Here is an 18,793-nt window from a genome sequence, read left to right on the forward strand (position 1 = left end):
GGTTAGCATTTTAAAAAGTAACGTTTAGACCAAGGAAGCCGGTAATTGGCATTGGGTAACCCGTGCCGGGGTTTTCCGGATCTCCTGCGGTAAAGCGGTCATCGCCCCAGGATTTTTTTATATTGAGGAGATTTTGACCGGATACATACACCCTTAGTCTTTTCATACTCAGCCGCTCAACCAGCCGGCCCGGCAGCGAGTAGCCGATATCAAGCGTGCGTAGTTTGATGTACGAGCCGTTTTCAAGATAATAGGATGAAAACCTTTTTTCGCCGTTTGCGTCGCCGCGCGATAAGGCCGGGATATCTGAATCGGGATTGAGCGGCGACCACGCGTCGAGAATACGCACAGGGTGGTTGCGGTCTTTCTGGATACCTATGTTCCAGAAATCGCTCGACTCTTTCCAGGCGTTGTATACCGTGTTGCCAAAAAATCCCTGGAAGAAAAAGGTGATGTCAAAGTTTTTATAAGTTGCAGCGAAGTTCAGACCGGCGGTCATTTTAGGGTCTGAAGTGCCCAGCCAGGTACGGTCATACACTTCATTAATTACGCCATCGCCATCAAGGTCTTTATACCGGATGCGTCCCAGTCCTTTTCCGTTCTGACGGGCTGAATTATCAACTTCTTCCTGTGTTTTGAAAATACCGTCTGCCACCAGGCCATAATGCGAGTTTCGCGAGCGGCCTATAATGTTGTCAAGCAGACCGTTGCCGGCGTACACGTATTTAAAACTTTCAGGCACTGAAACGATTTTGTTTCTGTATGCCGCTACGTTACCGGTTATCGTGTAACTGAAGTCTTTCGCTCGTCCTGCCCAGCTCAAAACCAGTTCGATACCTTTATTATTCATGTTGCCGGCGTTGATGAAACGATAGCCGCCTTCACCAAGTGCCGCAGGATAAGGAGGTTCGAAAAGCATGTTGGTCGTTGTCTTATCAAACCAGTCAAATGAGCCGCTCAACCGATTTTTCAGCAATGCGAAGTCGACACCAAGATTGGTTTGTGTCGTGGCCTCCCACTGCAAATCTGCATTACCAAGGCGGCGACGAAGCAATCCGCTTGGGATACTGCCCGAGGGGTTTCCCGCAATGGGATATGAGGTTCCGTTAAAGTCTGTAGCATAAATGTTAACCAGGCGGCCGGCTCCCAGCGGTTCTGAGTTGCCATTTTGTCCCCAGCTGGCGCGGAACTTCAAATCGTCAAAAATCTTCAGATCTTTCATGAACTTCTCCTCGCTGATGCGCCAGCCACCGGAAAATGCCGGGAATATGGCGTAACGGTTATTTGCTCCAAACACCGATGAGCCGTCCTGCCTGATGGTGGCAGAAAGCAGGTACTTCGAATCGAAAGCGTAGTTGATTTTTCCGAAGAAAGACGCAAGCCGGCGTTCATCTCCGCCGCCGAACTGTTCCTTCCTGTCGCCGGTAGCGGCGCCGATATACGCAAAGTCACGATCTTCTGCCTCGAGGCCGTCGCGGTAGGAATTTACATCTTCTGCGACAAAACGGTATGTCTCTACACCCGCAAGTGCGTCAATCACGCTTTTACCAAGCGTCAGGTTATACGTCAGCGTGTTGGTCCAGGTGTAGCCGAGGTTTTGGTTGTTGGTTTGTCTTACGCCGTTGATATCGCTGCCGCGCCCGCCGCCTTCCTGCCATTTACGTTGTATATCGCGCAGGTAAGACATGCTGTAATCTACGCCGAACTGGCTTCTGAAGTTGAGGTTATCAAGAATTTTGAGGTTGACATAGGCATTACCCAGCACCTTCATGAAGTTAAAGCCATTGTCTTTACTAAGTTCAAGCTCGCGGATCGGATTGTTGAAATCGTCCATGCCAAGACCCATCGCCGAACCGCCCCAGCCGCCATTGTTATCATATACAGGAACGTTTGGCGGCATGACGAGAAACTGGTAAGTACTGTTTACACTGCGTACCTTCAGGTTGGTCAGTGTCAGGTTCTCCCCTACAGTTAGCCTGCCTTTGATCAGGTCATACTCATTATTAAATCTGGCTGAATAACGTCTGAATTGTGATGTGATCTGCGTGCCGTCATTGTTGTAGTAGTTCAGGGAGAGCAGGCTCGATGAACGTTCCCGTCCGCCTGAAATGGTAACCTGGTGATTCTGCTGTAAACCGGTACGGGTACCCTCTTCGAACCAGTTTGTGTTTGCCGAGGGCATTGTTTTCTGATTGTTCAGCCACGGAACAGCTGTCACGCTATTGAGTACCGGAATGCCCTGCGCGTTCGTGGTCCAGTCATAATTGTAAATGCGGATGGTCGAGGGATCGATACCATCATTTACAGTTGCCTGCCAGAGGCCGCGGCCATATTGTTCGGCATCTAACATATCGGGCACACCATTTATTTTCTGAAGACCGAGGTAGGTTTCGTAGCTGATTTCATTTTCACCTTTTCTTCCCTTCTTGGTGTTGATCAGGATCACACCACCCGCTGCACGCGAACCGTAGATCGAAGCTGAGGAAGCGTCTTTCAAAAATTGAATTCCCTCGATATCATTTGGGTTGATGTCGCGAAGGTTGATGCTAACGGGCTGCCCGTCTAAAACGATCAGGGGCGGTGATGAGTTGATTGAAGTGATACCGCGTACCTGGATACCGATTTCTTCTGCCGGGTTGCCATTTGTTGTAATATTTACCCCCGGCACTTTGCCCTGCAGTGAACGGAGTACGTTTGCGCTGGGGTTCTTAGCGAAGTCATCGCGTGTAACGGCGGTCACCGCACCCGTGAGGTCTGCTTTTTTCTGCGTCATGTAACCGGTATAAATGCGCACCTCTTCGAGTTCGTTCGCTGCCGATTCCAGACGCACATTATAGGTCGTTCCTGATCCCAGCGTAAGCTCGCGGGTTTGCATACCAACAAAGGTGAAAACAAGCACGCCTCCTGTTTCAGGCACGCCGATTTCAAAGCGTCCCTGACCATCGGTGGCCACCCGGGTAGCGCTGCCTTTCAATTGCACGCCGACTCCCGGAAGCGCTTCACCTTGTGCATCTCTGACAACCCCGCCAACTTTTCGTCCCTGTTGGGCCTGTGCCTGCACCAGAGACGGCCAGGCAACCAGCAGCGACAAAAGCAGGAAGGCTGCCGGCAGAAACCTTCGCATTTCGTCGTACTGCCTCATAGCCAGGGCCTGTACTTTACTTTTCATAGTGGTTTAGTGTTTAAGTTGTTTGTATCTGGTTTCCGGAAAAGTGTTGCTGGTCAGGCAACGGCTCCGTTAATTTACTTCAAGCTCATCTTTCGAAGGAAGTTTTGGGAAACGCGCATGCGGCTCGCGCTGATACCAGTAGGCAACCGTAATGATATCTGATCGTTGCGCGAGATAGCGTCCCTCCGACCGCCAGCCAAGGTCCTGAACCGTTATCTTCAGGTCTTTGTCGAAGCGGATGGGATCCATAACATGCCAGCGGTACATGCCAAATCGTTGTGACACCTCGTAATGACCGTCGCCGCGTAAGACCTGGTGCAGGCCGGCAAAAGGCGTAGTGAATTCAGTGTAGTCAACAATCTCTACGCCCGAGGCTGTTTTCTTCCGGCTGTCAAAATTGTACGAGCCACAGAAATAATCTTCGGTACCGGTACCAACAATGGTTGCATAATCTTTGTCACCATCCATGAAAAACTTCAGCTCACCTTCTCCCCACCAGCCGTTGTTAGTCACTCCGATACCCATATAGGTTCCTACATAATGGCCTTTGCCTTTTATCCCATCGACAATCGTATGCAGTGAACTGGCATTATGACGGCTTCTGCGGAACTGCGCATGGAAATAAGCTTCGTCCTCGCCTACATCTGTGAGGGTGTAGTCTACCTGGTAGTACAGGTTCATTGGCCGCTCGTCAATGTTTTCCATAGTGATGCGGCATTTTTTGCGGAAAGGCATTTTCCAGTAGCTGTTAAAGGCGCTGCCCGGGTTAACTGTTACTGCCATTGAGTTGAGCGGCGAGTATCGCCCCCAGCCCATGCCGAAAAAAGCGCCGACCGGTGCTTCGACAGACGGTTCGGTTTCATCGTCCCAATAAAAGCGGATAATCGAAAAATTCCAGTTGCCGGTCGGGGTCATCCAGATATGCTGAATGGCGCCCGAGCCGCTGATCTCGGCGATTGTGATCGTCTCTTTTGCATTAATGGTGATAAAGGGGTTTACTTTCCACCCAAGACCAAGATCGCGTGAGGCCATTGCTGCATTTGCGACATTGCGCTGGCCCTTCTGCCTGACCGGGTCGGCCATGCCGCCCTTTCCCTTGGCGCCGGTAAAGTTTTCGGGACTGATTGATCTGGTCTGGGCATCAGATAGCCGGGACAGATTCCCCATGTTCATATCAAGACCGTTGAAGGTGTTCTGTTTCTGTGCGGAAAGCTGGTTTGCAAGCAGCAATAAAATGAAACAGCTGAGTAAGTTTTTTAAGTTCATTTGTGCGGTTTTAGATCTTGCCCTCCGGCGCTGCCGGCAGGCTGTTTTACATTTGGTTATTTTTAAAACCGGACGAACTGCAAAGACAATACAATGCAATATAGCTTATACGTTTAAGCTATTGGGGTAAAAAAAAGGGCTGTGTATCAGTGCGTGAGAGACAGCTCGTTCGGTTTATAATTGGTTCCTTATCTCAAACATAAGCTTAAACGTTTAAACAATCAAATAAATTTTAAACTTTTTTATGCTTTTTATAAGCAGAGTAGGTTGATGTGTTTGCTGTCATTGATATCCCTTCTGCTAAAACGATTATCCGTTTCTGATTGCTAAGCGGGCGTAGCGGATAATTTTTTCTCCGGTATTGGCCGATCGCAATCATGCCGGTGTCGCCGGGGGTCATAACCGCATACCGGTCAACGGCTGTTGGCCCGACGTCCCTCCCGATTTGTAATCGGCATGACTGAACCGCGGATTTTTTAATCCGCAGCATAAAATATACAGTCGAAAATATGACCACTGGACGTGGGTGAAAAACCTTTATCCGAACCACAAGACCATAGCTTGCTCCCCCGTCCCTCCTGATTTGTAATCGGGATGACTGAGCCGCGGATTTTTTTAATCCGCGTACAAAATATATAGTCGAAAATATGACCACTGGACCTGGGTGAAAAACCTTTATCCGAACCACAAGACCATAGCTTGCTCCCCCGTCCCTCCCGATTTGTAATCGGGATGACCGAGCCGCGCATTTTCTATCCGCAACATAAAATATGGGATAGTGAATTTAGGACTACGGGACATCGATGAATAACTTTAAATCCTCGACCCAGGACCACAGTTTGCTCCCCGTCCCTCCCGATTTGTAATCGGGATGACCGAGCTGCGGATTTTCTATCCGCAACATAAAATATATGATAGAGAATTTAGGACCACGGGACATCGATGAATAACTTTAAATCCGCGATCCAGGACCACAGTTTGCTCCCCCGTCCCTCCCGATTTGTAATCGGGATGACCGAACCGCGCATTTTCTATCCGCAACATAAAATATATGATAGTGAATTTAGCACCACGGGACATCGATGAATAACTTTAAATCCTCGACCCAGGACCACAGCTTGCTACCCCGTCCCTCCCGATTTGTAATCGGGATGACCGAACCGCGGATTTTTACTCCACTACCTAATTATACATTGCAATCAGGATCGACGGTAAAAACTTTACCGACCTACTACCCATCTCTTGCAGCCCCAGGAACCGGCGGGGTGTGTTGACCTCTTTACAAGTCCGCCGGCAAACAATTTTATCTTAATCCAAGAAATCTTCCGGATATTTATAACCGATGCAGGTTTCACCAAATACTTTAAAATGGGCAATGCGGTTCTACCCGCCCCTGTTCTTTCAGCGAATCTGGGTAATTGGCTTTGCCGCCGACTACCGAAGCGTGACAGTAAAAATTGCCAAAAGCATCTTCAATAAGAATTACAATGGCTCGATCTTCGGCGGAACGATCTATGCAGCTACCGATCCGTTTTTTGCTATTCTTTTCGATCAACTGCTGCAAAGGCGTGGCTTTAAAGTTCGTGTATGGCTTAAAAGCGCCTCAATTCAATACCTTAAGCCAGGCCGGAGTGCCCTGTATTTCACCATCCGGATTACAGACGATATGCTGGCTGAAGCCGACGCTACGCTGCGTAGCAACGGTAAATTCGTCAAAGCTTTTCCGATGGAAATTACCAACCGGGCCGGCGAGCTTTGTGCAACGGTGATGAATGAGGTGTACATACGCAACCTTCACCAGGGGGAAGCTGCCGCGGTAGCTTATTGATGAGCAGGCTCAGCGGGCGCGGCCGGAAAACGAAATTGGAGTCCGCCCTCTGTACCGCGACCTTCTGGCAGCGATTTTAATCGTAGCGCAGGCCGCAGACCTGCAACGGGCATCCGGCTGGAAAATCCCGGTGGATCCCGCCTGACGGGCATATTGCTGGCGAATTCCCGGGCCCGGCGCACAGGCATAAAATCGGCCGGGGTACCTGCCGGCGGTAACAAATGAAGGGGCGTCGCGGTAAGCGAATCACGATACGACCCGTCGTCAGCGGGCTGTTGAGCTTTAGACGCATGTGCGTATATAAATAACACAAGCATCAATCCGCCGAGTCTGTAATAAGTTGTTGCTTTCATCTGGTCTGCATGTTTAGGTCTATCAGAGAAACTCTATCATCGTTGATGCCGCCACTTGCCGGATTCCATAAACTTATTTCACTGCACGAACCATACGCTCTTTGCCATGCATATCTTTTCTCAACTCGACGCTTTTAAAGCCAAACGAATAAAGAAGTTCGACGACCGCCCTGGCAAAATTCGGATTGATCTCAAAAAATAAGGACCCGCCCGGCTTGAGGTCGGCGGCGGCAATTTCCCCGATTACCTCATAAAAGCCAAGCGGCTCATCGTCTGGGACAAAAAGCGCCATTTGCGGTTCATGCATTAATACATTGATATGCATATTGGCCGCCTCTGCATCGGGAATATAGGGCGGGTTGCTGATAATGAGGTCGAGCGGAATTTCGCCTGCGTAATCATTTATATCAGACAAGATAAACCGGATGTCTGTACGGTGCCGGTTTGCGTTCATCCGGGCAGTGCGCAAAGCCGCCTCAGAAAGATCCAAAGCAGACATGTGCATTTCAGGGAAGTTCTTTTTCAGGGCTATTGCAATGCAGCCGCTTCCGGTGCAAAAATCCATTACTGACAATGGGGTCTTTTCATTTTTTTCTGATCTGATGGTTTGCGCCACCCAGTCAACCAGTTCTTCGGTTTCCGGGCGCGGTATCAGTACATCGCCATTCACTGCAAGATCAAGACCGTAAAAGCGTGTCTCACCCGTCAGATGCTGCAACGGATATCCGCCTGCCAGTTTAATTAGCGTGCGTATTGACAGATCTATAAATCGGTCATCAATGCTTTTATTCAGCGCTGATTGAAAAGCGGCCCGGTCCAACTGCAGATGGTGCATAGCGAAGGCCGCGAAAATTGCAGCTGCTTCATCCGGCTCATACATCTCAGAAAGCTGCTTCACATATTCGTTTTGAAGATTTCGAAGTATCATGTCGTAAAAGTAAAATTTAAATCGAAGGTTTGCATATTCTGATCTTACCTTCTTTCTATACCTTTGCGCTGTGAACGACCAATTATACATGCTGCGTTGTCTGGAACTTGCAGCCCGCGGCGCAGGTCAGGTAAGTCCAAATCCACTTGTCGGATGCGTCATCGTATCAAACGGACAGGTTGTAGGTGAAGGTTATCATGAACGTTATGGTCAGGCGCATGCGGAAGTAAATGCTGTCAATGCCGTATTTGAACGTTTTGGAGAAACTGAAGCCGCGGCACTTCTTAAAACAGCTACCGTGTACGTGAACCTTGAGCCATGTGCGCATTTTGGGAAAACCCCGCCCTGTGCAGACCTGCTGGTGCGGCATGAGGTACGTGAAGTTGTGATCGGCAATACTGATCCTTTTCATGGTGTGAACGGTAAAGGCATACAAAAACTTCGTGAAGCGGGTATTTTTGTCAAGTCGGGCATTGAAAACGATGCCTGTGCCTGGCTGAACCGGCGATTTTTTACCCGGATAACAAAACAGCGGCCTTATGTCATTTTGAAATGGGCACAGACAGCAGACGGATTTTTTGCTCCGCGCGATGCGAGTCAGCGGTGGATCTCCGGACCGGAAGCAAAAAAACTCGTGCATCAATGGCGGGCTGAAGAAGATGCCGTGCTTGTTGGTAAAGGAACAGCCAGGGCCGACCGTCCGCAATTGACGGTTCGCGAAGTCCAGGGCAGAAATCCGATTCGTGTGCTGGTTGACCGCCGTCTCGAGACCGCCCCTGACAATCCGGTTTTAAACGCCGAGGCCAGAACAATCATACTGAACGAACAGAAAAGCGATGTAATCGGTAATCTGCATTATATATCTGTAGAAGACATGGACTTTTACCTGCCACAAAAGATCCTTTATCAGCTCTACCTGATGGATGTACAGTCGCTGATCATTGAAGGCGGTACGCAGATCCTGAATCTTTTTATCGGTGCCGGTTTGTGGGATGAAGCCCGTATTTTCACGGCCCCTGCAAACTGGACGGACGGTCTGCCTGCCCCGCTGTTGCCGATCGACCCGGTCGAAACACGTGCTGTCGGCGCAGACCGGCTCCATATTTATAAAAACATCATCCTATGATCCTCTTCCTACTTAGCATTATCTGCAGCGTGACCGTCTCGGTGCTGCTGAAACTCGCCAAGAGATACCACATCAGCGTGCCGCAGGCCATTACATGGAACTACCTGACGGCAATGGTGGCCAGCTGGTTTCTTTTTAAACCCGATGTAACAGCTTTAAGTAATCCGCAATCTTTTGACATTACGCTTTCACTCGCCTTTCTGCTGCCCTCCGTGTTCTGGCTGCTTGGTGCGTCCGTGCGGAATTCGGGAATTGTACGTACAGACATTGCTCAACGGCTTTCACTTTTTATTTCCATTCTTGGCGCGTTTTTTCTCTTTGACGAGCGTTTTAATAGCTTAAAGTGGATGGGGCTTGCTACCGGCCTGGCGGCAATTTGTCTTACGGTTTACCGGCCGGAGAAGGTGGCAAGAGGGAACAATAACTGGATCTATCCCTTGCTCGTATTTTTTGGTTATGGCGTGATTGATCTTTTGTTTAAAAGAATGGCGCTCATCCAGGACAGACCTTATACCACGTCTTTATTCGTTGTATTCTGCGCGTCATTCCTTGTTTCAATGATTGCGCTTATCATTATGATAGTCAGGCGCAAAACACGGCTTCAGCTTATCAATTTCTTTTGCGGCATCGTGCTCGGTTTGTTTAACCTTGGGAATATCGTGTTTTACCTGAAAGCCCATCGCGCATTTGCGGGTAACCCTTCTACTGTTTTTGCTACCATGAATTTTGGCGTGATCGCATTGGGAACAATAGTTGGCATATTTATTTTCCGCGAACGGCTGAGCAAGCTGAACTATGCCGGCCTGGCATTGGCCATTGTTTCGATCGTTTTAATCACGCTGTCACAGATCTATGCTGTTTAACGATACATACAAAACAATTGCAGCCCCGGCCGAAGGAATTTTTCGTGATCGCGGCAGCAAATTTATCGCTTACGCTTTTCCGGTTCGGAGCGAGGAAGAAGCGCGGGGTAAGATAAACGAGGTACGCGCCATGCATGCCAAAGCGAGGCATTTCTGTACGGCGCTGCGGCTCAGTCCCGACCGTTCGGTCTTTCGTATAAATGATGATGGTGAACCATCTGGTACGGGCGGGCGCCCTATCCTGAACGCGCTGCTGTCTGCAGATGTGACCAATGTCCTGATCGTCGTTGTCAGATATTTTGGCGGCACTTTGCTGGGCGTTCCGGGACTTATAAATGCTTACCGTACGGCAGCGGTGGAAGCACTGGCTACGGCAACCATCCAGGAGCGCACTGTGAATGACGTGTACCGGCTCGCATTCGGCTACCTGGAAATGAATATCGTTATGCGTCTCGTAAAAGATGAAAATATTAAAGTTCTCGCACAGGACTTTGATAACAACTGCACCATGGATGTCGAAGTAAGACAGACAGCAACAAACCGGCTACTCGACAAGGTGCAGAAGATTGATGGACTAAGAGCCGAATACATGTATTCGTACTGACTAAACTTTACCTGACCTGACCCCTGTATGATGAGCAAAGTTATTTCTGAAGCCGATCTGATTTTAAATCCCGATGGCAGCGTGTACCATCTGAACCTGATGCCTGAAGACCTTGCAGCCACTGTCATCACGGTAGGCGATCCTGAGCGCGTTGCGGAAGTAAGTAAATATTTCGACCGTATTGAGCTTGTCAAAGGCAAACGTGAATTTTTAACGCATACCGGTTACATTGGCAGTAAACGGGTTTCAGTAATTTCTACCGGCATAGGCACGGATAACATAGACATCGTGCTCAACGAGCTGGATGCTTTGGTTAATATTGATCTCAGCAGCCGTTTAGTGAAAGAACAGCTGAATTCGCTCGAAATCATTCGAATAGGTACCTCGGGATCGATTCAGGCCGACATTCCTATGGGTACGATCCTGGCATCGAGCTATGGCCTTGGCCTGGACGCGCTGATGAGATTTTACCGGTACGATCAGCATACACCCATCAGTAAGGCTTTAACTGATCACCTTAGCCCGGTAAACCTGGCCAATGCCTATATCTTTGAAGCTGATGCCGGACTATTAAGCCGAATTGGAAACGGACTGGAGCAAGGTATAACTGCGACAGCACCTGGTTTCTACGCGCCCCAGGGCAGAACCGTCCGGGCTGAAAATAAGGTCCCGGACCTTATCGCTGCACTCAACAGTTTCCGGTTTGAAAGACACAGGGTCACAAACCTCGAAATGGAAACCGCAGGCATTTATGCACTGGCAGAGGTTCTTGGTCACCGTGCGTTATCCGTCAATGCAATTCTGGCAAGCCGTCTGGAATACAGGTTTGCCAAAGAGCCGCAGCAAATTGTAGAAAAGGCAATAAAATCGGTGTTAGAGCGCTTGTAAGCTACGCGGGGATTTGTTCAACTACCATCTCCTCGCCGGCCTTGTTGTAGTAGGTCACGTTCATGAGCTCAAGATCTACAACCCATTTTTCGACACCCGCATTACCGGCATCACTGGTGAAGGTCAGGTAATCTGTCTCCCCCTTCTGATGCGCGCGCAACGCCTCCTGCAACTGTTCTACCGAAGACTCGTCAGGAATTTCACGCGGCTCATACATTGGGGCATCTTCCGTGTTCTGATCGTCTGCACCATAGTAATACGTCAGACCGTTCATTACATAAAAGTCGACCCGTTTTACCCCTAAAGATTTCAATTCGCGGGCCAGCGCCGGAAAATCTTTACCGCTTTTAACTTTGGCGTTTGCCGCATTGATCTGCTCTTCAGTAAACATATCTAGATAATTACTTTGTAAATGGTGGTTTGATAGTAGGTCTGTCCGGGCTTTAGCACGGTCGACGGGAAGTCAGCAATATTGATGCCATTGGGATGATGCTGCGTCTCAACACAGAAGGCATCAAACGGCCTGTATTCCTGGCCCTTCTTACCGTTCTGTACCTCAAGATGTTTTGCGGTATAAAAGTGTGCGACAGGCTCGGTGGTGTAGACCTGAAGTCTTAATCCGCTGACCGGATCTGTCGTTTCAGATGCCAGCGTCAGATCGCCGTATGGCTTGTCAAGAACGTAGGTCTGATCGTAGCCGGTTTCGGCGTCCCAGTTCTCCCCGATTGTTTTTCCCAACCGGAAGTCGTGGTGTGACCCTTCAACGGGCAGAAGGTTACCGGTCACCGTAAAATTGTCATCCTGCTCAAGGTATCTGGAAGCGTTCATCCGGTGAAGGTGCCCGGCAATATTTCCGCCTTCGGCTGACAGATTAAAATAGCTATGGTGCGTAAGATTAACCGCAGTAGCCAGGTCTGTTTCAGCCTGGTAGCTTAATATCAGCTCGTTATGATCCGTAAGCTCAAAAGAAAGTTGAGTTTCCAGCGTGCCGGGAAATTGCTCTTCACCGTCAGGACTGGTATACGAAAATGTAACCGATGCGTGCGGTTCAGTAGCAACCTGATCAATGTTCCAGAGCTTTTTATCAAAGCCTTCAGTTCCGCCGTGCAGCGTGGCGCCACCCGCATTTTTTGAAAGTTCGTATTTTGTCCCGTCAATCGAAAAGCTGCCGTTTGCAATCCGGTTTGCATATCTGCCTATAATGGCTCCAAAGTATGGGTAGTTAGCCAGGTAGGCATCGCTCAGATAACCGTCAATTGTATCAAATCCCAATACAATATCCTGCTTTTTCCCATCTTTATTAATGATTTCGAAGGAATTGATGATCGTGCCGTAATTAAAAATTCTTACCTTGGTACCTGTGTTATTCTCAAGGTCGATGGCATAGATCTCCGCGCCGTTAATGCTTTTTCCGGTCGGTGTTTTTGTGACATTCATGGGCATAATGAAATGACTAAATTGAATCACAATACTACAACACTTTAACTAAACCAAAAAGAACAACTAAACTTTTATTAATGGAGCAGCAATTACAAGCGGACTTTTTTAAGACATACGGAAGGGAAAACACCGAAACCTATTTTACGCCCGGCCGGGTCAACCTGATCGGTGAACACATTGACTACAATGGTGGCCTGGTTATGCCGGCGGCTATTACTTTAGGAACCTGGGTCCTACTTGCTCCGAACGCAGATAATAAAGTCCGTTTCAGCAGCATTAACTTTCCGGAAACGGCCACCTTCGATCTGACCGAGGAACTTAGTAAAACCGGTAAGGAATGGTTTAATTATCCGCTGGGTGTGTTTCATGAAATGATTGCAGACGGCAAGAAACCGGGCGGGCTGGATATGCTCTTCTTCGGGAATGTGCCAATCGGCTCAGGCCTGTCATCTTCTGCATCCATCGAAGTGGCGACGGCTTACGCCCTGAACGAACACTTTGATCTGGGTTATACCAGGCTTGAACTTGTCCAGCTTGCACAGCGTGTTGAAAACAAATTTATTGGTGTAAACTGCGGAATTATGGACCAGTTCGCCGTTGCTTTCGGCCAGCGTGACAAGGCCATTCTGCTCAACTGCGATACGCTTAAGCACAAAATGGTCGACTGCAATATCGGAGAACACGTTCTGGCCATCATCAACACAAATAAACCGCGGGAGCTGGCAGAGTCAAAATACAATGAACGTGTGGCTGAGTGCCAGCAAGCAGTTGAGGCCTTGCAGCAGGAAATCACTATTCATAATTTATGTGAACTAAATGCAGAAAAATTCGCGCTGCACAGCCACCTGATCAAGGATGAGGTCATTCTGAAAAGGGCTACACATGTGGTGAAGGAAAACGACCGTGTGCATCAGGCTGCCAGGGCGCTGAATGACGGCGACCTTAACACGTTCGGTAAACTGATGTATGCCTCACATGAATCGCTCAGGGAATTATATGAGGTTAGCGGTGCAGAGCTTGATGCTATTGTAGCCTTTTGCAGTACTTATCCCGGCGTAACCGGTGCCAGGATGACTGGTGCGGGATTTGGGGGTTGTGCGATTGCCCTTCTTCAGAAAGGTCAGGAAGATGATTTCACCGAAAAACTCACTGCAGCCTATACCAGCGAGATCGGCTATAAACCGGATGTATACATCAGTGAAATCGGAGAAGGGTCACATCAGCTTGCTGCAGTCGATGCGTAAACTTAAACTTGATGAACTAAACCGGCCGGACCTCGAAGCCTACCAGGAACAGGAAAAACTGCCGGTTGTAGTGATACTTGATCATGTGCGGAGCCTTCATAACGTAGGCTCCGTTTTCAGAACTGCAGATGGTTTTTCGATTGAACGGGTCATTTTATGCGGCATAACGGGCAGGCCTCCGCATCGCGAGATCGAGAAAACGGCCCTAGGTGCTACAGATTCTGTTGAATGGATTTACGTGCAGGACACTGCAGATGCTATAAAAGAGCTGCGCGATTCAGGATACATCATCATTGCTCTTGAGCAGGCAGAAGGAAGCACGATGCTGCATAATTTTTTCCCTGCTCAGGACCAGAAATATGCACTGATACTCGGAAATGAGGTGGATGGAGTAAGTGAAGAGGCAATGGCCCTGATAGACCATTGCATTGAAATTCCACAATTTGGAACAAAACACTCTTTCAATGTGGTCATTTCGGCAGGAATTGTTTTGTGGGATTTTTGCGCAAAGTTACGCCTGAACTATGGAAAATAAATTGCTTAAAAAACTCACGCTGAAACCCGGACAGCGTTTACTTGTTTCCCAGGCTGATGCCGATAGCGCCGTGGTGAAAGAACTGGGCGATGTAGTTGTAGCGCAGACAAATCCGGCGCCTGATGGGGTTTTGCTGTTTGCAAAGAATCAGCAGGCACTGACTACAGGAATAGAAAAGCTGATGCCTGTGTTAAAACCTGAGACTGTTTTCTGGGCGGCCTATCCAAAAAAAGATTCCGGTATACCAACCGATCTGTCGATGAACACGTGGCATGACCTGGACCGCTTTGGGCTGGCTCCATGCGCCTCGGTCAGTCTTGATGCGGTCTGGACGGGGATCCGTCTTAAATTCGCACAATCCATCAAACGTTCGGGACTCGGTAATGCTGAAATTGTGCAGAACGCTTACGGCGAATTCATAGACCCGGTGAATAAAACGGTTAGCCTGCCTGACGATCTGGAATATGCTTTTGCCGAAAATCCCGCCGCTGCCGATTTATTTTATACGCTATCGTATACAAACAGAAAAGAATACGTGATCTGGCTGCTCAGCGCCCGGCAACAAACAACCAGGGCTGCGCGTCTTCAGAAAACGATCGACAAACTGAGCGCAGGCAAGAAAAATCCGATGGAAAAATAAGCAGTTGTTCCTCAAACCTGCGGTTGTTCCAATACCTTATCCGGCGTTATTGGTAATGAGCGTATTCTTTTGCCAGTCGCGTTGAATACCGCATTTGCTACCGCTGCCGAAAATCCGATCAGGGCGATCTCGCCCATTCCTTTGGCACCCATAGGGTTGATATGCGGATCTGGCTTGTCAATAAAGATCACATCAATATCGGGAATATCGGCGTTCACCGGAACGTGGTAGTCTCCAAAGTTGTTATTCACATAACGGCCATACCTATGGTCAATAATTGCTTCTTCAGTCAATGCCATACCCAGACCGCCCACCGCGCCTCCTACCATCTGGCTGCGCGCGGTTTTCGGGCTCACAATTTTTCCCGCATCGCCAACTGAGACAATCTTGTTCACTTTGACCACGCCCGTTCGTTTGTGCACTTTGACCTGTACAAAATGGATCGAGAACGAGTACATCGAGTATTTCCCCTGTTCGGCACCGCCTTTTGATTCTTTCGTCACCTCTACAAACGGCAGGTTATTTTTTTTAAGTATGTCGGTGAATGCCGCATCGGCCTTGAGTCCGGAATTGACCGCAAGTTCCTTCAGGTTACTGATCAGTTGCACGCAGACATCGTTTACGGCTGCGCCAACTGTTGAAAGCGTGGCCGATCCGCCCTGGCTTGGCGCAGGCGGAAGCGATGAATCACCAAGCTCGAAGGTTATCTTCTCTGCGGGAATCCCGGTCACACCCGAGGCAATGCGCACCATCCCGGTTCCCGTACCCGGTCCGATATCGCTTGCCGCACTTTGCAGGACCAGGGTCCCGTCTGAACTAAACACGGCTTTAACAGTCGCTGACCGCCGGAAGGCACCAAAGACGCCGGTACTTACACCGTAGCCGAGCAGCCAGTCGCCCTGACTAAGTTTTGCGGGTTGCTGGCTCCTGTTCTTCCAGCCTATTGCCTCTGCTCCGCGCCGGTAGGCCTCCTTTACATTTTTATCAGAAAACGGTCGGTTTTTTTCCATGTCCGTATCCGGGTCATTCAGTATCCGGAAATCCAGCGGATCCATATTCAGTTTAAACGCTAGCTCATCAACGGCACTCTCAAGCGCAAAGGCCCCCGTCGCCTCTCCCGGACCACGCATCCAGATCGGCACACTCATATCGAGCGGAACGATGGCTGAAGTGGTGTTCACGTTGGGGCAGCCATACATGAACTTCGACATGCCGGTAATATTTTCCATAAAATCTTCGTACACGGACGATTGCGCGAGCGAATGATGCGTAATGCCGACGAGTTTTCCGTTTTCTGAGGCGCCAAGCCCAATCTGCTGCCACGCTGCGGGCCTGTTGCCTACCATGGTGAACATCTGGTCGCGTGTAAGCACCAGTTTTACAGGCTTGCCCGTAAGTTTTGCCGCCATGACAGAAGCGATCTCAAGAGGCCAGGTACGCAGGCCCATACCGAAACCGCCGCCAACATATTCAGAATAAACCTGGACATTTTCAGGCGGCAAGCCGAACGTTCTCGCCAGGGATGACTGCGTAGACTTCACACCTTGTGTTTTGGCATAAACGGTCAGTTTATCTGCGGCGTTCCAGAAAGCAACGATTCCATGCAACTCCATCGGGTTGTGTGTTTCGATTGGTAACGTGTACGTTGCTTCGACCTTTACCGGGGCTGTCTTATAGGCATCTTCCACTCCGCGTCTGTATTGACCTTGGGCCGGATTTTTTGGTTTTTTTATCTTATCAAGGCTATGTTCGAAATCGGTGTTAAAAGCTTCTTTTTCGTAACTAACCTCCACGAGTGATGCGGCATAAGTTGCGCGTTCAAATGTATCTGCAACCACCATTGCAACGGGCTGGCCGTTAAAAAACACCTGATCTGTATAAAAGATGCGCATGGCAGGTGCATTTTCGGCTTCGTAACCCGGCGTTTCCGGCCTGTTCACGTGCGAAACAACGGCAAGTACGCCGGGCGCATTCCCGGCGCTTCGCGTATTGATCCGTGTTATCCGGCCCCTGGTAATGGTGCTGGTCACAAGAACGGCATAACTTAACCCGGGAAGGTCAAATTCGGCGAAATAACGCGCTTTGCCGGTTACCTTTGCGACTCCGTCTACCCGGTCGGTATCATCCGGAAAACTCAATTGATCAATCATATTAACTTTGTTGGCGGGCGTCTGTCAGCGCCTGAATAATACTTTCGGCTGCCATTCTAACTTTAAAATTATTGTGTTTGTATGCTCTTGCATTTAAAACCGACCGGCTGGCAGCTTCACGGATCAGGTCATCTGTGAGTTCGCGCCCCTGCAGAAATGTTTCAGTCTCGGTTAGCCGCCATGGTTTATGCGCTACGCCGCCCATGGCAAGGCGTACCTTTCTCACCTTGCCGGCATCCATATCGAGGGCCGCTGCTACCGAGACGAGCGCAAAAGCATATGATGTCCGGTCGCGCACTTTCAGATACTGAACCCGGTGGCCAAATCCATTCAGAGGAACTTCAAGTCCCAGGATTATTTCGTTGCTCTTCAGATTGTTGTCCAGCTCGGGCGTGTTTCCGGGCAACCGGTGAAAGTCAGCAAAAGCGATTCTCCTTTCACCTTTGGTCTGGCCAATTACGACTACAGCATCCAGTGCTGCAAGTGCCACGCACATGTCGCTTGGATGTACCGCTATGCAGTTTTCCGATTGTCCGAAAATAGCATGCATGCGGTTATAACCTTCGCGGGCCGCACAGCCGCTGCCCGGACTGCGTTTGTTGCATGGCATGGCGATATCATAGAAATAACCGCAGCGTGTACGCTGCATCATATTGCCCCCCACGGTTGCCATATTGCGCAACTGTGCTGATGCACCCTTTTTAAGGGCCATAGCCAGAAGCGGCAGTTTTTCATTGACAAGCGGGTGATCGGCAACTGCAGCGTTGGTGGCCAGTGCGCCGATGTGGATCACGTCATTTCGAAGAAAGATCTCGCGCTGTGGCAGCCGGTTGATATCGATCAGTTTTTCCGGGCTCATCACGCCCTTTTTCATCAGGTCGACAAGGTTTGTCCCCCCGGCAATGAACCGGGCTTGTTTATCCTTTGCAAGCAGGGAAAGCGCTTTTTCAGCACTTGCGGCCCGGAGGTATTGAAAGTTGATCATATGTTTTCTCCTTTCTTCTGAACCTCCTCAATTGCATCGACGATATGGGGATAAGCACCACACCTGCAGATATTTCCGCTCATATACTCGCGTATGTCATCGCGGCTACCGGCATGCCCCTCCCGTACACATGCGATTGCCGACATGATCTGCCCGGGTGTACAATAACCGCATTGAAAACCATCATGTTTTATAAATGCAGCCTGCATAGGGTGCAGTGTACCATTATTGGCCAGGCCTTCGATCGTTGTCACCTCTTTGCCGTCGTTCATAACCGCCAGGCTCAGACAGGAGTTGATCCGCTGACCATCCACATGGACGGTACAAGCGCCGCACTGGCCATGGTCGCAGCCCTTCTTGGTTCCGGTCAGCTTCAGCTGCTCACGCAGCATGTCCAGCAGGGTCACGCGGGGCTCTACAGACAGCTGGTGCGACTGCCCGTTTACTTTAAGTTGAAGCGGGATCTTTTCAAAGAGCTCGGCGACGCGTTCATCGGCCTTTCCCTCGGCCGCTTTAAGCACTGCGCCCGGGGTCAGACTAAGTACCGTGATCAGCGTGCTGTCTCTGAGGAAACTGCGTCGCCCCGACGATGTTGCGCCTGATTTTTTATCGTTGTTTGCCATAAAGCGAATCAGATGGTATGAGGTTATAAAAAACCATGCCCTAAGTTCGGCAATAGGCAGCTTAAAACCAGCTGTTCCTAAAATTTAGAATGATTCCAGCTGAAACAAAAAAGGTCCCCATGAGGGGACCAGTATGGTGTTTAATTTTAGG

General features: G+C 49.5%; 17 protein-coding genes. 8 read left to right on the forward strand and 9 right to left on the reverse strand.

Going from position 1 to position 18,793, the window contains the following annotated elements:
- Positions 1-10 precede the first annotated feature (10 nt).
- On the reverse strand, positions 11-3,169 hold the full coding sequence (locus EJV45_RS02780) for a TonB-dependent receptor (RefSeq protein ID WP_129714122.1): 3,159 nt from the start codon (positions 3,167-3,169) through the stop codon (positions 11-13).
- Positions 3,170-3,238: 69 nt separating this feature from the next.
- Entirely contained in the window at positions 3,239-4,435 is a 1,197-nt protein-coding gene (locus EJV45_RS02785; protein ID WP_129714123.1) for a glycoside hydrolase family 172 protein, read from the reverse strand.
- Positions 4,436-5,777: 1,342 nt separating this feature from the next.
- Between EJV45_RS02785 and EJV45_RS02790 the strand changes: the two genes are divergently transcribed.
- A complete protein-coding gene (locus tag EJV45_RS02790; protein ID WP_129714124.1) occupies positions 5,778-6,263 on the forward strand; it encodes a DUF4442 domain-containing protein in 486 nt (161 codons plus the stop codon).
- On the opposite strand, the gene EJV45_RS02795 is transcribed toward EJV45_RS02790, so the two are convergent.
- Both EJV45_RS02795 and prmC read right to left on the reverse strand, forming a co-directional pair.
- Positions 6,257-6,616, reverse strand: coding sequence for a hypothetical protein (locus EJV45_RS02795; protein WP_129714125.1), 360 nt, complete (start codon positions 6,614-6,616; stop codon positions 6,257-6,259). The genes EJV45_RS02790 and EJV45_RS02795 overlap by 7 nt on opposite strands.
- A 73-nt stretch (positions 6,617-6,689) precedes the next feature.
- A complete protein-coding gene (gene prmC, locus EJV45_RS02800) occupies positions 6,690-7,544 on the reverse strand; it encodes a peptide chain release factor N(5)-glutamine methyltransferase (RefSeq protein WP_165304966.1) in 855 nt (284 codons plus the stop codon).
- 70 nt (positions 7,545-7,614) lie between these two features.
- Here prmC and ribD point away from each other — a divergent pair, with 70 nt between their 5' ends.
- From ribD to EJV45_RS02820, 4 genes are read left to right on the forward strand one after another with little or no spacing between them, the layout of a single operon-like run.
- Positions 7,615-8,670 (forward strand): bifunctional diaminohydroxyphosphoribosylaminopyrimidine deaminase/5-amino-6-(5-phosphoribosylamino)uracil reductase RibD, encoded by a 1,056-nt coding sequence (ribD, locus tag EJV45_RS02805; RefSeq protein ID WP_129714127.1) that lies wholly within the window; start codon positions 7,615-7,617, stop codon positions 8,668-8,670.
- Positions 8,667-9,533: an EamA/RhaT family transporter gene (locus EJV45_RS02810; RefSeq protein ID WP_129714128.1), complete on the forward strand. Its 867-nt coding sequence runs from the start codon at positions 8,667-8,669 to the stop codon at positions 9,531-9,533. The genes ribD and EJV45_RS02810 overlap by 4 nt, the downstream gene beginning before the upstream one ends.
- On the forward strand, positions 9,523-10,137 hold the full coding sequence (locus EJV45_RS02815; protein WP_129714129.1) for a YigZ family protein: 615 nt from the start codon (positions 9,523-9,525) through the stop codon (positions 10,135-10,137). Before EJV45_RS02810 ends, EJV45_RS02815 begins: the two co-directional genes overlap by 11 nt.
- Before the next feature lie 30 nt (positions 10,138-10,167).
- Complete coding sequence (locus EJV45_RS02820; protein WP_129714194.1) at positions 10,168-11,025, forward strand: nucleoside phosphorylase; 858 nt, start codon at positions 10,168-10,170, stop codon at positions 11,023-11,025.
- Position 11,026: 1 nt separating this feature from the next.
- On the opposite strand, the gene EJV45_RS02825 is transcribed toward EJV45_RS02820, so the two are convergent.
- Both EJV45_RS02825 and EJV45_RS02830 read right to left on the reverse strand, forming a co-directional pair.
- A complete protein-coding gene (locus EJV45_RS02825) occupies positions 11,027-11,416 on the reverse strand; it encodes a DUF1398 domain-containing protein (protein WP_129714130.1) in 390 nt (129 codons plus the stop codon).
- A 2-nt stretch (positions 11,417-11,418) separates the two neighbouring features.
- Positions 11,419-12,462 carry an aldose epimerase family protein gene (locus tag EJV45_RS02830; RefSeq protein ID WP_129714131.1) on the reverse strand — a complete coding sequence of 348 codons (1,044 nt, stop codon included), beginning with the start codon at positions 12,460-12,462 and terminating at the stop codon, positions 11,419-11,421.
- Between the two features lie 80 nt (positions 12,463-12,542).
- Here EJV45_RS02830 and EJV45_RS02835 point away from each other — a divergent pair, with 80 nt between their 5' ends.
- The 3 genes from EJV45_RS02835 to EJV45_RS02845 are packed head-to-tail and all read left to right on the forward strand — an operon-like array spanning position 12,543 to position 14,884.
- Positions 12,543-13,709 carry a galactokinase gene (locus tag EJV45_RS02835; protein WP_129714132.1) on the forward strand — a complete coding sequence of 389 codons (1,167 nt, stop codon included), beginning with the start codon at positions 12,543-12,545 and terminating at the stop codon, positions 13,707-13,709.
- A complete protein-coding gene (locus EJV45_RS02840) occupies positions 13,702-14,244 on the forward strand; it encodes an RNA methyltransferase (RefSeq protein ID WP_129714133.1) in 543 nt (180 codons plus the stop codon). The genes EJV45_RS02835 and EJV45_RS02840 overlap by 8 nt, the downstream gene beginning before the upstream one ends.
- The gene (locus EJV45_RS02845) at positions 14,234-14,884 is read left to right on the forward strand and encodes a YdeI family protein (RefSeq protein WP_129714134.1); all 651 of its coding nucleotides are present in this window, start codon (positions 14,234-14,236) and stop codon (positions 14,882-14,884) included. Before EJV45_RS02840 ends, EJV45_RS02845 begins: the two co-directional genes overlap by 11 nt.
- Positions 14,885-14,895: 11 nt before the next feature.
- Here EJV45_RS02845 and EJV45_RS02850 read toward each other — a convergent pair whose 3' ends face one another.
- From EJV45_RS02850 to EJV45_RS02860, 3 genes are read right to left on the reverse strand one after another with little or no spacing between them, the layout of a single operon-like run.
- Positions 14,896-17,034, reverse strand: a complete 2,139-nt coding sequence (locus EJV45_RS02850) for a xanthine dehydrogenase family protein molybdopterin-binding subunit (RefSeq protein WP_129714135.1) — start codon at positions 17,032-17,034, stop codon at positions 14,896-14,898.
- A 1-nt stretch (position 17,035) separates the two neighbouring features.
- A complete protein-coding gene (locus tag EJV45_RS02855; protein ID WP_129714136.1) occupies positions 17,036-18,019 on the reverse strand; it encodes a xanthine dehydrogenase family protein subunit M in 984 nt (327 codons plus the stop codon).
- Positions 18,016-18,642 (reverse strand): (2Fe-2S)-binding protein, encoded by a 627-nt coding sequence (locus tag EJV45_RS02860; RefSeq protein ID WP_129714137.1) that lies wholly within the window; start codon positions 18,640-18,642, stop codon positions 18,016-18,018. The genes EJV45_RS02855 and EJV45_RS02860 overlap by 4 nt, the downstream gene beginning before the upstream one ends.
- Between the last annotated feature and the right edge of the window lie 151 nt (positions 18,643-18,793).

It is taken from the genome of Pedobacter sp. SYP-B3415, assembly GCF_004138205.1.
Lineage (GTDB): Bacteria > Bacteroidota > Bacteroidia > Sphingobacteriales > Sphingobacteriaceae > Pedobacter.